Annotated in this window: 17 protein-coding genes; 6 read left to right on the forward strand and 11 right to left on the reverse strand. The window is 50.4% G+C overall.

The annotated features are described in order from the left end of the window. Position 1 precedes the first annotated feature (1 nt). The 9 genes from hflC to LX59_RS00660 all read right to left on the reverse strand — a co-directional run bounded on the left by hflC (position 2) and on the right by LX59_RS00660 (position 10244). On the reverse strand, positions 2-910 hold the full coding sequence (hflC, locus tag LX59_RS00620) for a protease modulator HflC (RefSeq protein WP_144569908.1): 909 nt from the start codon (positions 908-910) through the stop codon (positions 2-4). Further along, complete coding sequence (gene hflK, locus LX59_RS00625) at positions 910-2094, reverse strand: FtsH protease activity modulator HflK (protein WP_144569909.1); 1185 nt, start codon at positions 2092-2094, stop codon at positions 910-912. The genes hflC and hflK overlap by 1 nt, the downstream gene beginning before the upstream one ends. Positions 2095-2191: 97 nt before the next feature. After that, the gene (gene hflX, locus LX59_RS00630; protein WP_144569910.1) at positions 2192-3493 is read right to left on the reverse strand and encodes a ribosome rescue GTPase HflX; all 1302 of its coding nucleotides are present in this window, start codon (positions 3491-3493) and stop codon (positions 2192-2194) included. 11 nt (positions 3494-3504) lie between these two features. After that, entirely contained in the window at positions 3505-3753 is a 249-nt protein-coding gene (gene hfq, locus LX59_RS00635) for an RNA chaperone Hfq (RefSeq protein WP_144569911.1), read from the reverse strand. Positions 3754-3838: 85 nt separating this feature from the next. Next, complete coding sequence (miaA, locus tag LX59_RS00640; RefSeq protein ID WP_144570228.1) at positions 3839-4804, reverse strand: tRNA (adenosine(37)-N6)-dimethylallyltransferase MiaA; 966 nt, start codon at positions 4802-4804, stop codon at positions 3839-3841. Between the two features lie 98 nt (positions 4805-4902). Beyond that, positions 4903-6795, reverse strand: coding sequence for a DNA mismatch repair endonuclease MutL (gene mutL, locus LX59_RS00645; protein WP_144569912.1), 1893 nt, complete (start codon positions 6793-6795; stop codon positions 4903-4905). Further along, positions 6792-8267 carry an N-acetylmuramoyl-L-alanine amidase gene (locus LX59_RS00650; protein WP_144569913.1) on the reverse strand — a complete coding sequence of 492 codons (1476 nt, stop codon included), beginning with the start codon at positions 8265-8267 and terminating at the stop codon, positions 6792-6794. The genes mutL and LX59_RS00650 overlap by 4 nt, the downstream gene beginning before the upstream one ends. 16 nt (positions 8268-8283) lie before the next feature. Continuing rightward, positions 8284-8748 carry a tRNA (adenosine(37)-N6)-threonylcarbamoyltransferase complex ATPase subunit type 1 TsaE gene (gene tsaE / locus LX59_RS00655; RefSeq protein ID WP_144569914.1) on the reverse strand — a complete coding sequence of 155 codons (465 nt, stop codon included), beginning with the start codon at positions 8746-8748 and terminating at the stop codon, positions 8284-8286. Next, a complete protein-coding gene (locus LX59_RS00660; RefSeq protein WP_144569915.1) occupies positions 8736-10244 on the reverse strand; it encodes an NAD(P)H-hydrate dehydratase in 1509 nt (502 codons plus the stop codon). The genes tsaE and LX59_RS00660 overlap by 13 nt, the downstream gene beginning before the upstream one ends. 72 nt (positions 10245-10316) lie before the next feature. Between LX59_RS00660 and queG the strand changes: the two genes are divergently transcribed. The 3 genes from queG (at position 10317) to LX59_RS00675 (ending at position 12454) form a co-directional block, all read left to right on the forward strand. After that, positions 10317-11408, forward strand: coding sequence for a tRNA epoxyqueuosine(34) reductase QueG (queG, locus tag LX59_RS00665; protein WP_144569916.1), 1092 nt, complete (start codon positions 10317-10319; stop codon positions 11406-11408). A 345-nt stretch (positions 11409-11753) separates the two neighbouring features. After that, positions 11754-12041 (forward strand): 2Fe-2S iron-sulfur cluster-binding protein, encoded by a 288-nt coding sequence (locus LX59_RS00670; protein WP_144569917.1) that lies wholly within the window; start codon positions 11754-11756, stop codon positions 12039-12041. A gap of 62 nt (positions 12042-12103) precedes the next feature. Next, positions 12104-12454, forward strand: coding sequence for a 2Fe-2S iron-sulfur cluster-binding protein (locus LX59_RS00675; protein ID WP_144569918.1), 351 nt, complete (start codon positions 12104-12106; stop codon positions 12452-12454). A gap of 80 nt (positions 12455-12534) precedes the next feature. On the opposite strand, the gene LX59_RS00680 is transcribed toward LX59_RS00675, so the two are convergent. After that, entirely contained in the window at positions 12535-14157 is a 1623-nt protein-coding gene (locus tag LX59_RS00680; RefSeq protein ID WP_144569919.1) for a methyl-accepting chemotaxis protein, read from the reverse strand. 424 nt (positions 14158-14581) lie between these two features. Beyond that, entirely contained in the window at positions 14582-15382 is an 801-nt protein-coding gene (locus tag LX59_RS00685; protein ID WP_144569920.1) for a hypothetical protein, read from the reverse strand. A gap of 270 nt (positions 15383-15652) precedes the next feature. On the opposite strand from LX59_RS00685, the gene sodB reads away from it, so the two are divergent. From sodB to LX59_RS00700, 3 genes are all read left to right on the forward strand, one after another. Further along, entirely contained in the window at positions 15653-16234 is a 582-nt protein-coding gene (gene sodB / locus LX59_RS00690) for a superoxide dismutase [Fe] (protein WP_144569921.1), read from the forward strand. Positions 16235-16400: 166 nt separating this feature from the next. Further along, entirely contained in the window at positions 16401-17717 is a 1317-nt protein-coding gene (locus LX59_RS00695; protein WP_144569922.1) for an imelysin family protein, read from the forward strand. 20 nt (positions 17718-17737) lie between these two features. Continuing rightward, positions 17738-18808, forward strand: coding sequence for an imelysin family protein (locus LX59_RS00700; RefSeq protein WP_144569923.1), 1071 nt, complete (start codon positions 17738-17740; stop codon positions 18806-18808). Position 18809 lies beyond the last annotated feature (1 nt).

An 18809-nucleotide genomic window follows, 5' to 3' on the forward strand; every position in this document is an offset into this window, starting at 1 on the left:
TTTACTGAGCGGACTCCACCTCTACATCCACCTTAGTGCTGGGCTGGTTAGCCTGCTTAAAGTAGCGCAAAAAGTCCGTATTAGGATCTAACACTAAAATATCTTCCTTGCTGGAGAAGCTTTCCCGCATAGCCTGTAAACCACGGTGGAAAGCGTAGAACTCAGGATCCTGCGTATAAGCTTTAGCATAAATGGCCGCTGCCTTAGCATCACCCTCACCACGCAACTCTTCAGCCTTGCGGAAAGACTCCGCCAAGATGACGTTGCGCTGACGATCGGCATCGGCTCGAATACCTTCAGCCAACTCGCGGCCTTTAGCACGATGCTCACGGGCTTCTCGCTCACGCTCAGAGCTCATACGCTCAAACACGCTGCGGTTCACTTCGCGCGGCAAATCAATGGCCTTCACGCGCACGTCAATGACTTCAATACCCAACTCTTGCTGAACTGCACGGTTCAGAGTTGCGGTCACTTGGGCCATCAATTCGTCGCGCTGTCCAGAGACGGCCTCATGCAGGGTGCGCTTACCGATTTGGTCACGCAGGGCAGCCTCCAGACGGCGGGCTAAACGCTCATCGGCAATCTGCTTAACCCCTGAGGTCGCAGTGTAGTAGCGCTCAGCATCATCCACCCGCCATTTGGCATAAGAGTCCACCATCAGGGCTTTTTTCTCTAAGGTCAAAAAGCGCGCTGTGGTGGAGTCTAGGGTTAACAGACGACCATCAAAACGTCGCACGCTGTTCACATAAGGGATTTTCATGTGCAGACCGGGCTTTAGGTCAGACTCAACCACTTTACCGAAGCGCAACATCACAGCACGTTCTGTCTGGGCGACGATAAAAAAGCTGTTCCATAGCACTACCGCTAACAAACCGCCAATCATTAGAGTGGCTAAAGATTTATTACTCATTAGCGCCCTCCTCTTGAACGTGGATCAGGCTGTTCGGGCAAATTAGTGACGGGAACCGCCTCTTGTTGCGCCGATGTATTGCTATTACCCGATGAGCCCGAATAGCTGCTGCTTTTTGATGAGTTGATCATTTTATCCAAGGGCAAATACAGCAGGCTGTTTTGTCCCTGCTCAGCGGTAATCAGAACTTTGCTGGTATTACCCATGATTTGCTGCATGGTCTCTAAGTACAAACGCTCCCGCGTAACCTCTGGAGCTTTGCTGTACTCCTCGCGCAACTTGCTAAAGCGATTGGCTTCACCTTCGGCGCGAGCAATCACCGACTCCCGATAACCGCTGGCTTCTTCCAGCATGCGCTGGGCTTCACCTCGAGCTTCAGGAACTACACCGTTCGCATAGGACTCGGCTTGGTTTTTCAGGCGCTGTTCGTCCTCACGGGCACGGATAACGTCGTCAAAAGCTTCCTGTACTTCGCGCGGGGCTGCGGCACTTTGCAAGTTCACCTGAGTAACCACAATGCCCGTGTTATAACGCTCCATAAAGCGCTGCAAACGCTCTTTGACTTCTCCGGCCATAGCTTCACGGCCTTCCGTTAGTACCTGATCCATAGCAGTAGAACCCACCACATGGCGCACAGCACTGTCGGTAGCCTGTTGCAAGCTGATTTCTGGCTCATCCACCGCCAGTACAAAGTCTTTTAAGTTGCCGACTTTGTACTGCACGGTCAGGGGCACTTCGATGATGTTTTCATCCTGAGTCAGCATCTGGCCTTGCTTGCTGTAAGAGCGCTCCCGCGTGACGTTTTCCTGAAACTTAGTGTCAATGGGCGGGAAATAAAGGTTCAGACCGGGACCTACGGTTTCGTAATACTTACCAAAGCGCAGAATAACGGCCTGTTCTTGCTCATCCACGATATAGACGGCGTTATACAGCCAAAAGCCAAACAGTACGACCAAGCCAAGCCACAGCATTCCGAAGCCGCCACCGGAAGCTCCTGAGTTGTTGTCGCCTGAATCTGAGCCGCGCTTTTTGCCTCCAAATAGGCTGTTTAAGCTGTCTTGTAATTTACGAAAAGCCTCATCAAGATCCGGCGGCCCTTGATGATCACCACCACGGCGACCACCTTTGCCCCAGGGGTCTTGGTCTTGGTTGTTCGAGTTGCCACCCGGCTCATTCCAAGCCATAGCGCTCTCCATTCTAATACACTGAAAGACGCGCCCAAGGCGCGCCACCCATGCTACCCAAAGCGCTGGCTCAACCCTTGTAAATCAGTGTGTTGCTTTATTGCAAAGTATGTTGCTCAAGAAAACCTTCTGGGTGCAAGTGTTCTCTACTCAACAAACGGTTGAGGTCAATACGCGGCAATCGAACCCTAATAACGTAGTCACCTTGCTCATCATAGGATTCCTCTTGCACCGCACCAGCGGCAAATAACTGGGCCCGCAAACGGGCTAATTGTTGGGGGACACGCAAAGCACCCACAAAAAGCTCCGTGCCCAGCAACTCAGCCATTGCTTGGTGCAGTAAATCCATGCCTAGCCCCTGCTGAGCAGAAACCCAAACCCGTTGCGGACGACCCTCAGCATCCCGTTGAATACAAGGCTGCGCCCCCTCCACCAAATCCAGTTTGTTGTAAACCTCAAGCATGGGCAAATCCTGAGCGCCAATTTCCTGCAAAACGCTCAATACTTGCTCAATCTGCTGCTCTCGCTCAGGTTCATGGGCATCAATTACATGCAGCAATAGATCTGCGTTACTGGACTCTTCCAAAGTAGCGCGGAAGGATTCAACCAGTTTATGCGGCAAATGACGAATAAAACCTACCGTATCAGCCAACACGATTGGCCCTACATCCTGAAGCTCTAAACGACGCAGCGTAGGGTCAAGGGTCGCGAACAACTGATCCGCCGCATAAACCACTGACGTAGTTAATTGGTTAAACAGGGTAGATTTACCCGCATTGGTATAGCCGACCAAAGAAACCACGGGAATCTCGGCCCTTTGACGACCACGCCGGGCCTGTTCCCGTTGGCTGCGTACCTTTTCCAAGCGCTGCTTGATTTGACGCATACGCACCCGCAGCAAGCGACGGTCCGTCTCTAACTGAGTTTCACCGGGGCCACGTAAACCGATGCCACCTTTTTGGCGCTCCAAATGCGTCCAGCCACGCACCAGCCGCGTGCTCATGTGATCCAATTGGGCCAGCTCCACCTGAAGCTTGCCCTCATGGGTACGCGCTCGTTGAGCAAAGATATCTAAGATCAGTCCGGTACGATCCAGAACGCGGCACTCCAGTACTCGTTCTAAATTGCGCTCCTGACTGGGGGTCAGATTGTGATTCACGATGACTAGATCAGCCTCGGAGTCCTTAACCTGTTCGCGGAGCTCATCAACCTTACCACTACCCAGTAAAAACTTAGCAGAAGGCTGATAACGCCCGACGCTCACCAAGCGCACAACCTCTGCGCCTGCGGAATAGGCTAGCTCTTGAAACTCTTGAGGATCTTCGCGAACGGCCGGATCTGGATTCTCCAGATGGACGAGGATAGCTCGCTCTCCACCATTGTGACGCTCAAAGAACAAGGGTGACTCCTTTAGAGTCCTGCCTCGGCCGCGTCACCCTCTCCGGAAGGCAGGCGAACAGGACGACTAGGAACAACGGTAGAGATCGCGTGCTTGTACACCATCTGGCTGACTGTGTTCTTGAGCAGGATAACAAATTGATCAAAAGACTCAATCTGGCCCTGTAGTTTGATGCCATTGACCAGATAAATAGAGACAGGAACGCGTTCCTTACGCAAGGTATTCAAATAAGGGTCTTGTAGCGAATGCCCTTTTGACATGGTTCACTCTCCTTAAGAGATGTATGCATTTTTAACGTTAGGATAAATTTTTGCTGATGAACAAGGAGCTTCATGCAACACAAGATCAATATATGGCGTATGTCTGCAAGTATTTCAATGTCTTAGACAGATTATCGCTTGCTAAGCTATCTAACCAGTATATTTCTCCCCAACTTCGCAGCCATGTATGCTGCCGCTTAGCCAATTGGCGCGTCGCAATAACACCCCGCTCAAACATTTCATCCCAAGACAACTGCCCGTCTAAATAAGACCATACCTGTCGGTATCCTACAGAACGCATAGAGGGCAACAAAGGATGCAGGTCATCACGGTTGCGCAACTGCTCAACTTCTTCCACAAATCCGAGTTTCAACATGCTTTGGAAACGCTGAGCAATACGCTGGTGCAAGATCTGTCGTTGTTGCGGAGCAATCGATAGCTCTACAACAGTATAAGGCAAGTTCCTGGGGTCTGAGGTTCCAGATGTGCGTAATATTTGTTGGCGCTGCCGATGCTCGGTCATGGATTGACCACTAACTCGATACACCTCTAGGGCTCGGATCAGACGCTGTGGATCATTAGGATGAATACGCAGGGCCGACTCAGGATCAACCTCAGCCAATTGTTGATGCAGTACGCTTAAACCCTGCTCAGCCGCCTGAGCTTCCAACTCAGCCCGAACCCTTGGGTCAGCACTGGGCATATCGGCTAAGCCTTCCTTCAATGCCTTGAAGTAGAGCATGGTTCCGCCCACTAGCAGGGGAATACGCCCCGCTGCTGTGGCTTTAGCCATAAGCGCCAAGGCATCAGTGCAAAAATCAGCGGCTGAGTAGCTGTCAAGCGGATCGCGAATGTCCACCAGATGATGGGGGTACTGCGCTAAAAGCTCTGGGCTGGGTTTAGCCGTACCAATGTCCATACCTCGATAGACCATCGCTGAGTCCACGCTAATCAGCGTGCAAGGCAAAGCCTGCATTAACTCTAAGGCTAAATCTGTTTTTCCAGACGCAGTGGGGCCCATCAAGAAGATGGCAGGGGGCAAAGCCGACATGGAGGTGCTCAACAACAAAGGTTGCTTAGTTTCAGATTGAGCGGACAAGACTGCAAGTCCTCTTTAGAAAAGCCCCGCTCCTATTTCGGAAGGTCTTCTTAACGACCCCGTGAAAACAGTCGATCTAAAGACTGCATATCCAACTGAGTCCAAGTAGGTCGCCCGTGATTGCATTGCCCACTACGCTCGGTCTGCTCCATATCCCGCAATAAAGCATTCATCTCCGGTACCGTTAAGCGCCGTTTAGCACGCACCGAGCCATGACAGGCCATAGTGGCCAATAGCTCGTTCACGTGGACTTCAATGCGGTCACTTTGGCCGTATTCTTGTAGATCGGCCAGAACATCTTGCACCAACTGACCGGCATCAGCTTGGCTCAATAAGGCAGGGATTTGGCGAATCACTAAAGTTTCCTGCCCTAAACTGTGCAGCTCAAAACCCAAGCGCAAAAACCAATCGGCATGTTGCTCGGCGCACTCAATTTGTCCGGCGGATAAAAACAGGGTTTCTGGCACCAGTAAGGGTTGGCCTCGAATACCCTCCACCGCCAATGCATTTTTCAACCGTTCATAGGTAATACGCTCATGGGCAGCGTGCATATCCACCAGCACCAAGCCCTCTGCATTTTCAGCCAAAATATAGATGCCCTTTAGTTGAGCCAAAGCAAAACCCAAGGGCGGGATGACTTCAGGTGCCTCTTCCACCAGAGCTGCGGGCGGTGACTGTGGCTCATCTGAATCGAGCGGCGCAAAAAAGGTGCGGTACACCCCGGCTGACTCAGCTATAGGTGATTCAAAGCGCCCGACGGTGCCAGCGCTGGAGAAGCCACTGGAGCGCCAAGCCGATCCTCCAGCCCCAGAACGGATACTAGGCAAGGATAAGGCCATTTCCCGTTGCATTGGAGTGGGGTCTTGAACCTCAATCCTCTCTGAGACCATAGCGGCTGGGGGGAGGATGTCGCCAGTCCTAGCGAGTTGATCGCCCGGACGCACATCGGCCAAGGACTGGTACAGAGTACTGTATAAGAAATCATGCACTGCACGGCTGTCTCGAAAACGCACCTCGTGCTTCGTAGGATGCACGTTGACATCCACAATGCCGGGATCTAGCTCCAAAAACAGCACAAAGGCCGGATGTTTGTTATGGGGCAGTACATCCTGTACCGCTTGGCGGATCGCATGGGCTACTAGACGATCTTTTACCATGCGCCCGTTGACATAGAAGTATTGTAAATCGGTTTGACTTCGAGCGGCACTGGGCAATCCTAACCAGCCCCAGAGACGTAGCCCACTGCGCTCAACATCCAATTTCAGGCTGCTCTCCACAAAGGCTGCGCCACAAATCTGACTGATTCGCCGTGCTCGGCTGGCTTCGTCGCACGCTTCCTGCAAACTCAATACAGACTTACCGTTATGCCGCAGTTGCAGGGCCACTTCAAAACGCGATAAAGCCAGCCGTTTGATGACCTCAAAAACATGGTCAAACTCAGTTTTCTCAGTGCGTAGGAATTTACGGCGGGCGGGCACATTGAAAAAAAGATCCCGAACCTCAATCGAGGTGCCCGGAGGATGGGCAGCCGGAGCCTCCTGCCGATTGATGCCAACGCCTTCAGCCGTCACCTGCCAAGCTTGATGGGCATCCACTTGCCGCGAAGTCAGCGTTAGGCGTGATACGGAGCTAATGGAAGCTAAAGCCTCCCCCCGAAAACCTAGGCTCGCCACATGCTCTAAGTCTTCCAGCACCCGAATTTTACTGGTGGCGTGGGGAGCCAGCGCTAAGGATAAATCCTCAGCCGCAATGCCACAGCCGTTGTCCCGTATGCGCAATAGCTTAATGCCGCCCTGCTCCACATCCAGCTCAATGCGGGTAGCGCCCGCATCTAAGCTATTCTCCAGTAACTCTTTAACCACAGAGGCAGGCCGCTCTACCACCTCACCGGCGGCAATTTGGTTAGCCAGTAATAAGCTTAGCTTTTGGATGCGTGGGGTCATGGTTGCCCCGCCAACATGGAAGCAGGAACCCGCAGCCGTTGCCCCACCTTGATGACATCGTTCTCCAACTGGTTAGCGCTGCGCAGTGATTCAGGCGATACCTGATAACGCATGGCTAATAAAGCCAAGCTGTCCCCCGGCTGAACCACATGCTCCCGAGGCCCGGAAGCTAAACGTCCCGAATCCTTCAACCAAGCGATGTAGGTACCGACTGGGGGATTTTCCTGAAAAAAATGGGTGACACCCGCTGCAATCGAACTCACCAAAGCCTGCTGATGACTGCTGGTATTCAGTTTCTTTGACTCATCGGGGTTTGAGATAAAGCCAGTTTCTACCAAGATCGAGGGAATATCTGGGGATTTGAGCACCATAAAGCCTGCTTGCTCAACCCGTTGCTTATGCAAAGGAGTAATGCGGCCAATATTGTCCAGTACCTTTTGACCCACATTCAGGCTGGAGGACAGGGTAGCAGTCATGGAAAGATCCAGCAGCACGCCTGCCAACATGCGGTCTTTATCTCCTAGATTTAGGTTGCCTGTACCTCCGATCAGATCAGAGCGGTTTTCAGCGTCTGCTAACCAGCGGGCAGTTTCTGAGGTAGCCCCGCGATCAGACAAAGCATATACCGAAGCACCAAAGGCTGAGGTACGGGGGGCCGCATCAGCATGAATGGAGACGAACAGATCAGCCCCTTGTTTACGAGCAATCTCGGTACGACGACGCAGGGGAATAAAGTAATCTCCTGTGCGTACCAGCTCCGCTCGAAAGCCCTTTTTCTGATCAATGGCTTGCTTTAGCCGTCTGGCAATCGACAGAGTGATGTCCTTTTCACGCAATCCTCCAGGCCCCAAAGCACCGGGGTCTTCTCCGCCATGCCCTGCATCCAAGGCAATAACAATGTCCCGTCGCCCAGAACTACTGGGTGAGCGCTTAGTGACGGATAGATTGGGTGATACGGGCGTGACAATGGGTGTTAAGGAAGCTGTCGTAGGAGGACTCGGAGAGGGCGCAGCCGCTACAGTTGTTTTAGGCACTGCCTGTACCTTGGCCATGATTTCATCGTTGGCCAGATCGGAGCCCTTATCCAACAAATCAACCACCAATCGGTGCCCGTACTCTTGGTTCGGCACTAGGGTGAAACTTTTGGGTAACACCTCCGCCGATAAATCCAATACTAAGCGCAGGTTTTTGGGGTCACGCTGGGCTGCCCGTAATCCCGTAATAGGGGTATTTTTTAAGACTAATTTGCTCAGGTTTGTTCTCAAGTTAGCCCCCATCACATCAATCACGATGCGATTAGGAGCACTGAGGGTAAACACGCTGTGTTGAACGGGGCCGGATAAATCAAATACCAGCCGAGTATTGTCAGGAGCACGCCATAAACGCACTCCTCGTACCTCTGAGGCCGCCCATACCTGAGCCGCCGTCAGCATGACGATCAGACCGGCTATCCACGCCGCACTTCTGCGCATATCCAACCCCTGACTGTTATCCGTTATTAAGTGTGGCGCACCAAGCTTGGCCCCGCACCGTATCGGGCTCCAGATATAAGCAGCGGCCCGTATTTTGCGGGCTAATGGTAATGTTCAAGTCTGCTCTTGGCAAAACCCCTTGTCCGCGTTCAGGCCACTCGATAATGCACAGTGCCTGAGGTTGGAAATAGTCGCGTACCCCCAAAAACTCAAGCTCATCAGGGTCTGTCAAGCGGTATAAATCAAAGTGAAACACCGATAGATTGGCTAACTCATAGGGCTCAACCAGCGTAAATGTGGGGCTTTTCACCCGTCCGTGATGACCAAGCCCCTGTAGTATTCCGCGAGATAAAGTGGTTTTACCGGCCCCTAAATCGCCCAGTAGGTACAAGATACCGCCGTCCTTCAATACAGAAGCTAGACGCTGCCCTTGCTCCAACATCGCTGCTTCATTTGTTGCAAAAATTTTCAGCCCCGACATGGAGACTGCTCCTCTAAGAGTTGGCGAATGTGGGGGATCAGATCGGTAGCCAACAAACCCCGTCCTTGAACAGCCGCTTGTTCTCCAGCCACTGCATGCAACCAAGTGCCTAAGCAGGCCGCCTCGAACGCTTCTAGGCCTTGGGCACGCAAGGCTCCTAAAACACCGGCCAGTACATCCCCTAAACCCGCCGAAGCCATAGCCGGATGCCCTCGATCACAGAGCGCTAACCGACCATCAGGCGCAGCAATCAGGGTGCCTGCGCCCTTGAGCAAAGCCACACACGCATAACGCTGTGCCAAAGCCAAGGCCGCTGCGGGGCGATCCTGTTGCACTTCGGCGATGGAGCATTGCAGTAAACGTGCTGCCTCTCCCGGATGAGGGGTGATTAGGCTATCTTTAGGCAGTTGAACCGCTCCTGAGGCCAGTCTATTTAAGGCATCCGCATCCCAGACCTGCGGGCAGTCTTGCTCAACAACCCAGCTCAGTAAGCTGTTTCCCCAAGCCTGCTGGCCTAAGCCCGGCCCGACAACTATGACTGGTCGAGTGGAGGAGCAGCGCTGCCAAGCCGAAGCCAGTGCATAGCTAGATTCCGCCGGGATGCACATCACTTCAGGACAACGAATCAAAGCGGCTGTGGCATGTTCTGGGCGAGTCACCAAGGTCAGTAAGCCAGCCCCTAAACGTAACCCCGCCTCAGCCGCCATCAAAGCAGCGCCTGCTGTACCACGATCGCCCCCCACAACCCACAGATGCCCCAATTGTCCCTTGTGGGTCGTAGGCACACGGGGAGCCAATTTAGGTAAGGTTTCGTTTGTTAAACGCTGGGCTTTAGCCGCACGCGCACTGGATTGAATCAGCTCAGGACTCACATTCAACGCATCAAACAGAATTTCACCCACATAATCCGGGCCTTGTCCCGTAAATAGCCCCAACTTAAGGCCTACAAAGCTCACCGTTAGTTGAGCCCGTACTGCAATACCCAGTATCTGCCCGGTATCAGCACAAAGTCCCGAAGGGATATCAACGGCCACAATTGGCAATCCTGACGCATTCATAGCGGCAATGGCTTCAGCGTACAACCCTTGCACGCTGCCATGCACTCCAGTGCCTAAAAGCGCATCAACCACTACTCCCTCAAGCCCTCGCTCTGCTGACCAATCCTGTATGGATAGCCCTGCGCTACAAGCTGCTTGGTAGGCTAAAGCGGCATCAGCCTGTAACAGGCTTGGATCCTCTAAGGTTAAAATCTGTACTCGCCAACCGGCTTGCAGGGCCAAGCAAGCAATCAGATATCCATCGCCCGCATTATTGCCCCGTCCTGCAATAACACTGAGGCTTTTAACCTGAGGCCATCGTTGAAATAGCGCTTGCCAAGCGGCCTGAGCAGCTCGCTGCATCAGGGTAAAACCCGAAACGCCCGCAGCGATCTGTTGAGCATCCAAGGCCCGGACTTGTTGGGCTGTATACAAGGCTGTAGGCCATGCGGACTTCATAGGTAAAAACTCCAAAATCACTTGGCCGTTAGAATCACAAGATCAGCCAACTCAATCAAGGTCACCCCCGCCATGTCTGCTCCTTCGGCATCACCTACGCCAACACCGCTCAGTTCGACACAGCTCAGCGCACTGAGCCAAAACATCAAACACTGGGCTCAGGCTTTAGGTTTTCAGCAAGTAGGCATCTCAGGGGTAGATCCCGGCATACAGGCAGAATATCTGGAGCAGTGGGTAGCAGCGGGTTATCACGGAGAAATGCACTACATGGCCGCCCATGGCCGCAAGCGCGCCTACCCTGCTGAATTGGAACCGGGAACCCTGCGCTTGATTTGTGTACGCATGGATTACCTACCCGCAGATACCCAGATGGCCCAATGCTTGAGCAACCCGGAACAGGCTTATATTTCTCGATACGCCTTAGGGCGTGACTACCATAAATTGATTCGTAAACGCCTACAGCAGTTAGCAGAGCGCATTCAGGCCACCATTGGCCCCTTTGGGCATCGAGCCTTTGTCGATAGTGCCCCCGTTTTAGAAAAAGCCTTCGCTCAACAAGCCGGGCTGGGTTGGATGGGCCAAAATACCCTGCTGATTAACCCTAAAGCTGGGAGCTGGTTCTTCCTAGGAGAGCTATTCGTTAATCTCCCCTTACCTGTAGACCCGCCTTACACTAAAAACCACTGTGGGTCTTGCCAATCGTGCTTAAAGCGCTGCCCTACCGGAGCCTTACTGGGTAATGGGTTAATGGATGCGCGCCGCTGTATTTCCTACCTCAGCATTGAACTCAAAGGCTCCATCCCAGAGCCTCTGCGCCCCCTAATGGGCAACCGCATTTACGGCTGTGATGACTGCCAAATAGCCTGCCCTTGGAATCGTTTTGCTCGCCCAACCTCAGAGGCTGACTTCCTACCTCGTCATCAACTGGAAACCAGCAGCCTGATGCAACTCTTTCAGTGGACTGAGGCTGAGTTTTTAACCCGCACCGAAGGTTCTCCCATTCGGCGTGCGGGCTATGAGCGCTGGAGCCGTAATCTTGCGGTGGCGCTTGGCAACGTGCCCAGCAATCCTGCTATTCAACAAGCGTTGAAACAACGCCTTAATAGTGCTTCCCCCTTGGTGGCGGAGCATATTAATTGGGCTTTAAAACAGCATACCATTTAACTCATAACCTAATGATTGATTTCTTCATTTACTTATAACACGAATGCAGCACTGTGCTTACCAGCATGCAAAGTATTAAATTGGAATTAAAGCTTGTTATTTAATTGCCTAACTTAACAAAACTCAATTAGTCGCATATAGGTATTATTCTCAACAATAACTTTTATAAAATAGAGACTTGCATTTCTACTAAGTAACAGGTTAAAACAGAGCCAAGCACCAACAATGAGCACTTAAGGTACATTCAGGCACTAATAAATATCCGCTATCCAAAAACAAAAAGCTCAATAAAAGATCTTGTTGTACGTCTTAACCACAGACCGTAAATAAGGGAAGGAATAGCAAATGGCCAAGGCAGAATTAACCTTCAAAGATATTGGCAAAACGGTATCTGCTCCCACAGGAACCCGGGTTATTGAACATTCCGAAAAAGCGGGCTCCGGCATTGTATATGGTTGCCGAGAGGGTGATTGTGGAACCTGCATTATGGACGTTGTAGAGGGCTGGGAGAACCTAAGCCAAACCTCCATTGTTGAAGACCGTGTCCTACGCGAGCAGCACGCAGGAAGACATCAAAGACTTGCCTGCCAAGCCCAAATTCTTGGCGGAAAGATTGTTGTAAAACCTGCCTAAGCAGCATCTTGCTTAACAGCAGCTTTACTACGCATTAAAAAACCAGAGAAAAGAGAAGAACCATGCCGAATATTACATTCAGCAATCCAACCTACCGTGATAAAACTGTTTATGCTGTTTCTGGCAGCCACACCGACACTGTATTAAAGATTGCTCGTGAAAATCACATCCCTATCAACTTTAACTGCGCTGACGGTGAGTGCGGAACCTGTATCGTTAAAGTAACCAGCCTATCCGATAAACCACGCATGGGTGGTTTTTTAACCGAAAAAGAAAAGGTAGTTCTGAAAGAGCACGGAAAACTCTCTGGTGAAGAGTTAGAACGCGCAGAAGTAGGTGACCAACCTCCTACTTGGCGACTGGCTTGCCAGATGATTGTTCGCGATGAAGATATTTTAGTCGAATACACCTGAGTTTTTATTTAACTCGAAACCAAAGAAGGCACTTGATAGTGCCTTCTTTTTTACTTTGTAGCTCAGATTTTGCGCTTAGATCACACTCTAAAACGTCTAATTAAATTACTCAGATTAACAGCCAACTGTGACAACTCCTGACAGGCCGTCGTTGTTTGATTAGCTCCTGCAGAAGATTGAACGGATAGATCACGAATATTGACCAAATTCTGATCAACTTCCCGCGTCACATGGGCTTGCTCTTCTGAGGCGCTAGCGATCAGCAAATTACGCTCGTTAATTTGACTAATAGCTTGGGCAATTTCATCCAAAGCCTCTCCTGCTTTTTGCGCTACCTCTAAAGTAGCACGAGCCCGTGCATTACTATTTTGCATGGCATTAACGGCTTGATCACTGCCCGTTTGGATATTGCCAATCATTTGCTCAATTTCTTGGGTTGACTGCTGAGTTCTGTGGGCTAGGGCGCGCACCTCATCTGCTACCACCGCAAAACCTCGTCCCGCATCCCCAGCTCGGGCCGCTTCAATAGCAGCATTAAGCGCCAAGAGGTTGGTTTGTTCCGCGATAGCCCGAATCACATCCAGTACTTTACTGATTTCTCGCACACTGCTGGCCAGTAGACCAATCTGATCAGCGGTTTGAGTCACATCATCAGCTAAGCCATTGATAGAATTGACGGTTTTCATCACCTGCTCACGACCGTTGCGGGTCGTTTGATCCGAGACTTTTGAAGCTTCTGAGGTACTGACCGCATTACGAGCTACTTCATCAACCGCAGTGGTCATCTCATTTACTGCTGTAGCCGCTTGCTCTACCTCATGGGTTTGTTGATTGAGGTTGCGGTTAGTATTTTCAGCCACCTGCGTCAACTCTTCTGAGGCAGCCGCCAGTTGGGTAGCAGAATCTGCAATATTTTGTAAAGTATCCCGCAAACTTTGTTGCATGGATCTTAAAGCTATCAGTAAACGTGCTGGCTCATCGTTACCCTCAATAGCGAAACTTTGCGTAAAGTCCCCTTGGGCGATACGCTCGGCCACCTTAACTGCTTGACCTAGAGGCAATACGATACTACGAGTTAAAAACGACGCAATTACAATGCTTAATAACGTTGCACCCAATAAAACAACGATGACAATGATTAAAGCGTTATCAAAAGCATGCAATATTTCTGCAGCAGCCTGCTTAGCACCTTCACGATTCAAAGTAATCAACTCAACTAATGAGCTGGAAACACTATTAGCTAATCGTCCAACATCACCACGGCTGATTGCAATGGCTGCATCAAATTGGCCATTACTCACGAGGGAAACCATTTGTGATTGGGTTTGGAAATAGTCCTGCAAGCGGGCCTTGAAATTGTTATATAAAGCTAACTCCTGATCTGAACTGATTAGAGGCTCATAAGATTTTTGATATTCAGAGAGCTGAACTTTGGCTTGCTCTAGCTTTTGGCGATCTTCCGCTACGCGCTCCATAGAACGATTAGAAGCTGCATTTAAAGTTAAAATCCGAATACCTAAAAAACTCTGGTTTATATCATTAACAGCCAAGATGCTGGGTAGCCAATTAGCTCCCACTTCCTCACTGGAGGAGCGCATGCTGTTCATTACCCAAAGGGCAACCCCCCCTAAAATAAAGGTCATAAAAACTAAGACACCGAAGCCAACAGCGGATCTGAGCGCGACACTTATATTACGAAACATTCCCATTACCCTCAAAAACAGTACAAAATAACCCCAACTACTTGAGTTGAACCCATCCTTGCGTCGCTGTCGATTGCACCACTGGAAATCCTAAGCCGCTGTGATCTTGTGATTAATGTTAGTCCAAAGTGGACTGGCAATAATGATGAATCTATATTAACGCTACTACAGCATTCGACATCCTCCCCGCCCTAAATGAACTGCCCCCCAAAAGTTGGACGGTTTGCATCAAGTCATAAAGTACGGGGTTTTTCGCGCAAAATTGATAAATTGAGCACAGAGAGATACTCAGTTTATTAACTCATTGTATAGCAATGAAATTATCTCAGATAACCATAATTAACGACTCAGAATCAAGGCTACGGAAATCTATCTGGACATTCTGCACACTCAATTATACCGCCAGATAACCTAAACTCAGCCGTTAACGGCGATCAAGCTGCTCCTGCAAGTTAGCCACCTGAGCTTGCAAACTAGTGATGTTTCGAGTCATCTGTGCACGAAATAGATCAAACTCTTGCACACTAATACTAGGCTTTGTGCTCAAAACAGCCGCCGGTTTCGGTAAACGTTCAATGCTAGAGCGTAATACCAATAACTCCTGCTCCAGATTAGAAAGAGCGGCCGCTGTGCTCATATTAAGTTTCAATTGTTGTTGTACTTGCTGCTCTTGCTGAGCTTTCCAGTCATTCCAGTCTGTCAAGACACTTTGTTGATGCTTTTGCTGTACTTGCTCTTGTTGCATCAGCCTTTGGGTCAGCGCTTGTAAAGACTCATCTCCCACAATCCTTTGCTGACGTAAAGCCACCAACTCTTGATGCAAAACCTGTTGCTGACTGTCTAATAAGGGTTGTTGGCGCACAAGGCTGTCCAAACGCTGAGACAGTTGCTCCAAACGCACCTCAAACTCGGCTTTGGATAAAGTCTCGGTGGCAGAATCTACTAGAGGCTCCCTCTGGCGCTCTAGCGCCTGTATCGCACGGCTGTTGGCTTCACTGAGACGGACAAAATTATGCTGCGTAGCGATCAACTGCTGCTCTAACTGCATCATCCGTTGATCAAACCACCAGCTTAAGCCGAGTACCGATAAGAGCAGCAACCAAAGCAGAGCCCATAATCCCCCAGTGCGTGCTGAACGACGACTCCACGAAATATCGGCAATAGACTCCGCTTCAGCCCTTAATTGCGGCCAATGGGTGGGATCGTCGTAACTGTCGTTGCGCATACGGGTTTTAACTCCTCAGCCACCAGACTCACTAAAGCCTTGGCAGTATAAAACGCTGGATTTAGGAATACAGAGCGGCTGGTTTTAATTTTGATAGAGTACAGGGTGCGTGGTTTTGTAGCAGGTCGGATGCTATGATCCAAAGTGCATAAGCCCAGAGTTTTAAAGCTCTGGTCGGCCGACCGTGACGGCCAGAACGGCGTAACAGCGCACAGGGTCTTTAATGTGCGTCTTGTATAGCAACTCAATCCATTGAGCAGGAGATAGACCATGGCTTTTGAATTACCGCCGCTGCCTTACGAAAAAAACGCGCTGGAACCTCATATTTCTGCGGAAACCCTTGAGTTTCACTACGGCAAACACCACCAAACCTATGTCACCAACCTGAACAACCTAGTACCTGGTACTGAGTTTGAAGGTAAAGACTTAGAAACCATCGTGAAAACCTCTTCCGGCGGCGTATTCAACAACGCGGCTCAGATTTGGAACCACACCTTTTTCTGGCACAGCCTAGCCCCTAATGCTGGCGGTCAACCGACTGGCGCTCTGGCGGATGCCATCAATGCTTCTTTTGGTTCCTTCGAAAAATTCAAAGAAGACTTCACTAAAACCGCCATCGGAACCTTCGGCTCTGGTTGGGCTTGGCTGGTGAAAAAACCCGACGGTAGCTTAGGTTTAGTCAGCACCTCCAATGCGGCCACTCCGCTGACCACTGCTGATAAACCCCTGCTGACTATTGATGTCTGGGAACACGCTTACTACATCGACTACCGCAATGCTCGTCCTAAATTTGTCGAAGCATTCTGGAATTTGGTCAACTGGGATTTTGCGGCTAAAAACTTCGCCGGCTAAACCCTATCTCTGTGGGAAAGTCTGCATTCTGTAGGCTTTTCCACAGTAAACACTTATTCATGCCTTAGCGTTATTTAATCGGCTTTGCATAAAACCTTAAGCTCTCGCATTATTGAGCAAACGATTCGATTTGCTCCGCTGCCGATTCAATGCTAAAGGACTCATTATGTTGCGTGCTTCTTACTGGGCCTTCGCTAGCTTGCTAGCTGTAGTTGTTTCTCTTGCTGGATGTGATGAACGGCATGCACCCGATTCAGACACACCCAAACCACAAGCCGGGCCAGCCCTAAGACCTGCTCAGCTTAAAGTGAGTGAAGCAGCTGCCCGAGCAGTAGTAGAGCATTATGCTGATCTGGGCTTTGCCGTTTTTACCGATGCCCATCAAGCAGCACTTCAGCTACAAACGGCTGTGCGTACCCTATTGGCTACTCCCACCAGCGAGCACTTACAAGCCACCAAAAATGCTTGGATTGCTGCGCGTGTTCCTTACATGCAAACGGAAGTGTTTCGCTTCAGTAGCCCTGTGGTGAATGAATGGGAACGGCAGGTCAATGCTTGGCCCATCAATGCCGAAGTGATTGACTATGTAGCCCGTGATGCTAAGCGCCCAAACAATGCACGCACCAGCATCATTGCTAACCCCATTATTAACTTAGGCGAAGAGCGCATCGAGTTTCACCAAATTACTGCCAGTTCGCTCTCTAGCCTCAATGAGTTAGCTGGCCCTGATCTTCCTATTATCACCGGCTATCATGCTTTGGAGTTTTTACTCTGGGGTGAGGAACCTGCTAAGAAAAATGGCGCAGGCCAACGTCCTGCTACCGATTATGCGGAAAAAGGCTGCACAAATGGCCATTGTGATCGCCGTCGAGCTTATTTAGAGGCTGTCACTGAACTACTGGTAACGGACTTGGCTGATCTTGCCGCTCAGTGGCAACCCGAGGTGTCCGATAACTACCGAGCGGCCCTGTTATTGGATACCACCTTTAACGGAATCCGTAAGATTTTAGTAGGTATGGGTAGTCTTTCCCTTGATGGGCTAGCTACGGAGCGGATGCAAATCGCACTGGATACTAACGCACCTGAAGCAGAGCACGACCGCTTTAGTGACAATACCCATAACGCTCTGTTCTACAATGCCAAGGGCATTCGCAATGTTTACTTAGGCACCTATCAACGCCTTAATGGCTCATTGCTCAGCGGGGCCAGTCTGGCCAATTTAGTGCAATCTGTAGAGCCCGATATAAACACTAGCTTGCAAAAAGACCTCGCAGATACTGAGACTAAAATGCAAGCCTTAGTGGACAGTGCCAACCAAGGAATATTGTTTGATCAGTTAATCGCTCCCCATAACAGTGCAGGACAAACCAAAGTCCGCGATGCAATTACCGCCTTAGTCAAGCAAAGCGTCACCATTGAACAAGTGGCTAATAGCTTGGGCATCGAAGACCTAACTTCTGAAACGGCTGATCGTCTCCAATAACCCTGACTTTGGAGCCCATTATGACGCTCAGCAGCTTACTCCGCCCCCTAGGTTCAATCTTAGGATGCGGCCTGCTATTTAGCCTGTCAGGCTGTAACCCTAATGACTCCATCACCGAAGTCAGCCGTAGTTTGGCAGAAACTGTACTGGTACCTGCCTACCAACAATGGGCAGATACCAATCAAGTTTTAGTGAGGACGACTCAAGCCTATTGCCAAGGCCAGCTCAGCCTTACTGAAACTCGCCAAAGCTTTTTAAATACTCAAATGGCTTGGGCAAGCCTACAACCTATGCTCTTGGGGCCTAACCACCAGCCTAACCATACATGGCAAGTCCAATTTTGGCCCGATCCGCAAAACTTAGTAGCGGCTCAGGTGCAAGCCTTACTGCAAGCAATCCCACTTCCTACCAAGGAGGACATAAAGCAGGAAAGCATCATCACCCGTACTCTGACAGCCTATGAATATCTGGTATTTGACCCTAACCTAAACCTTGAACAGGCACAGCAGAGACCAGGATACTGCGCTCTGGCGATAGCCATCAGTGAATATCAACAACAGCAAGCCAACCAGTTGCTTAATGAGTGGCAAGAAGGCTCACACAGCATGGCCGCTCAACTCATTGACTTTCCTAATCAGCGTTATACCAATGCACAACAGGCTTTGTTGGAATTGCAGTACGTGCAACTAAGCACCCTAGATAACTTGAAGAAAAAGCTGAGCGTTCCTTTAGGTCTATATTCCAACCACATCGTTCAACCTCATTTAGCAGAGGCATGGCGCAGTGGAGCCTCACTGAGCCTGATCAGTACCGAGCTAAGTAGCCTTGAACAGCTTTGGTATGGATCACAAGAAATGGGCTTACGTTACATAGTGGCGACCCATCAAGAACATTTAGCCACCCGCTTAGATCAGGCTTATGCCGAGGTGGATAAACAGCTACAGCGGCTGGAAGGCCAATCTTTTGAATCACTCTTGTCCCATCCAGAGGGCCAAGCCGAACTACATGGGCTCTATGAAAAGCTAAATACCCTGTACCAGCTACATCAAAATGAGCTGGCTCAGGTATGGAACTCACCGCTCACACCTTAAG

The organism is Azomonas agilis (assembly GCF_007830255.1).
GTDB lineage: Bacteria > Pseudomonadota > Gammaproteobacteria > Pseudomonadales > Pseudomonadaceae > Azomonas > Azomonas agilis.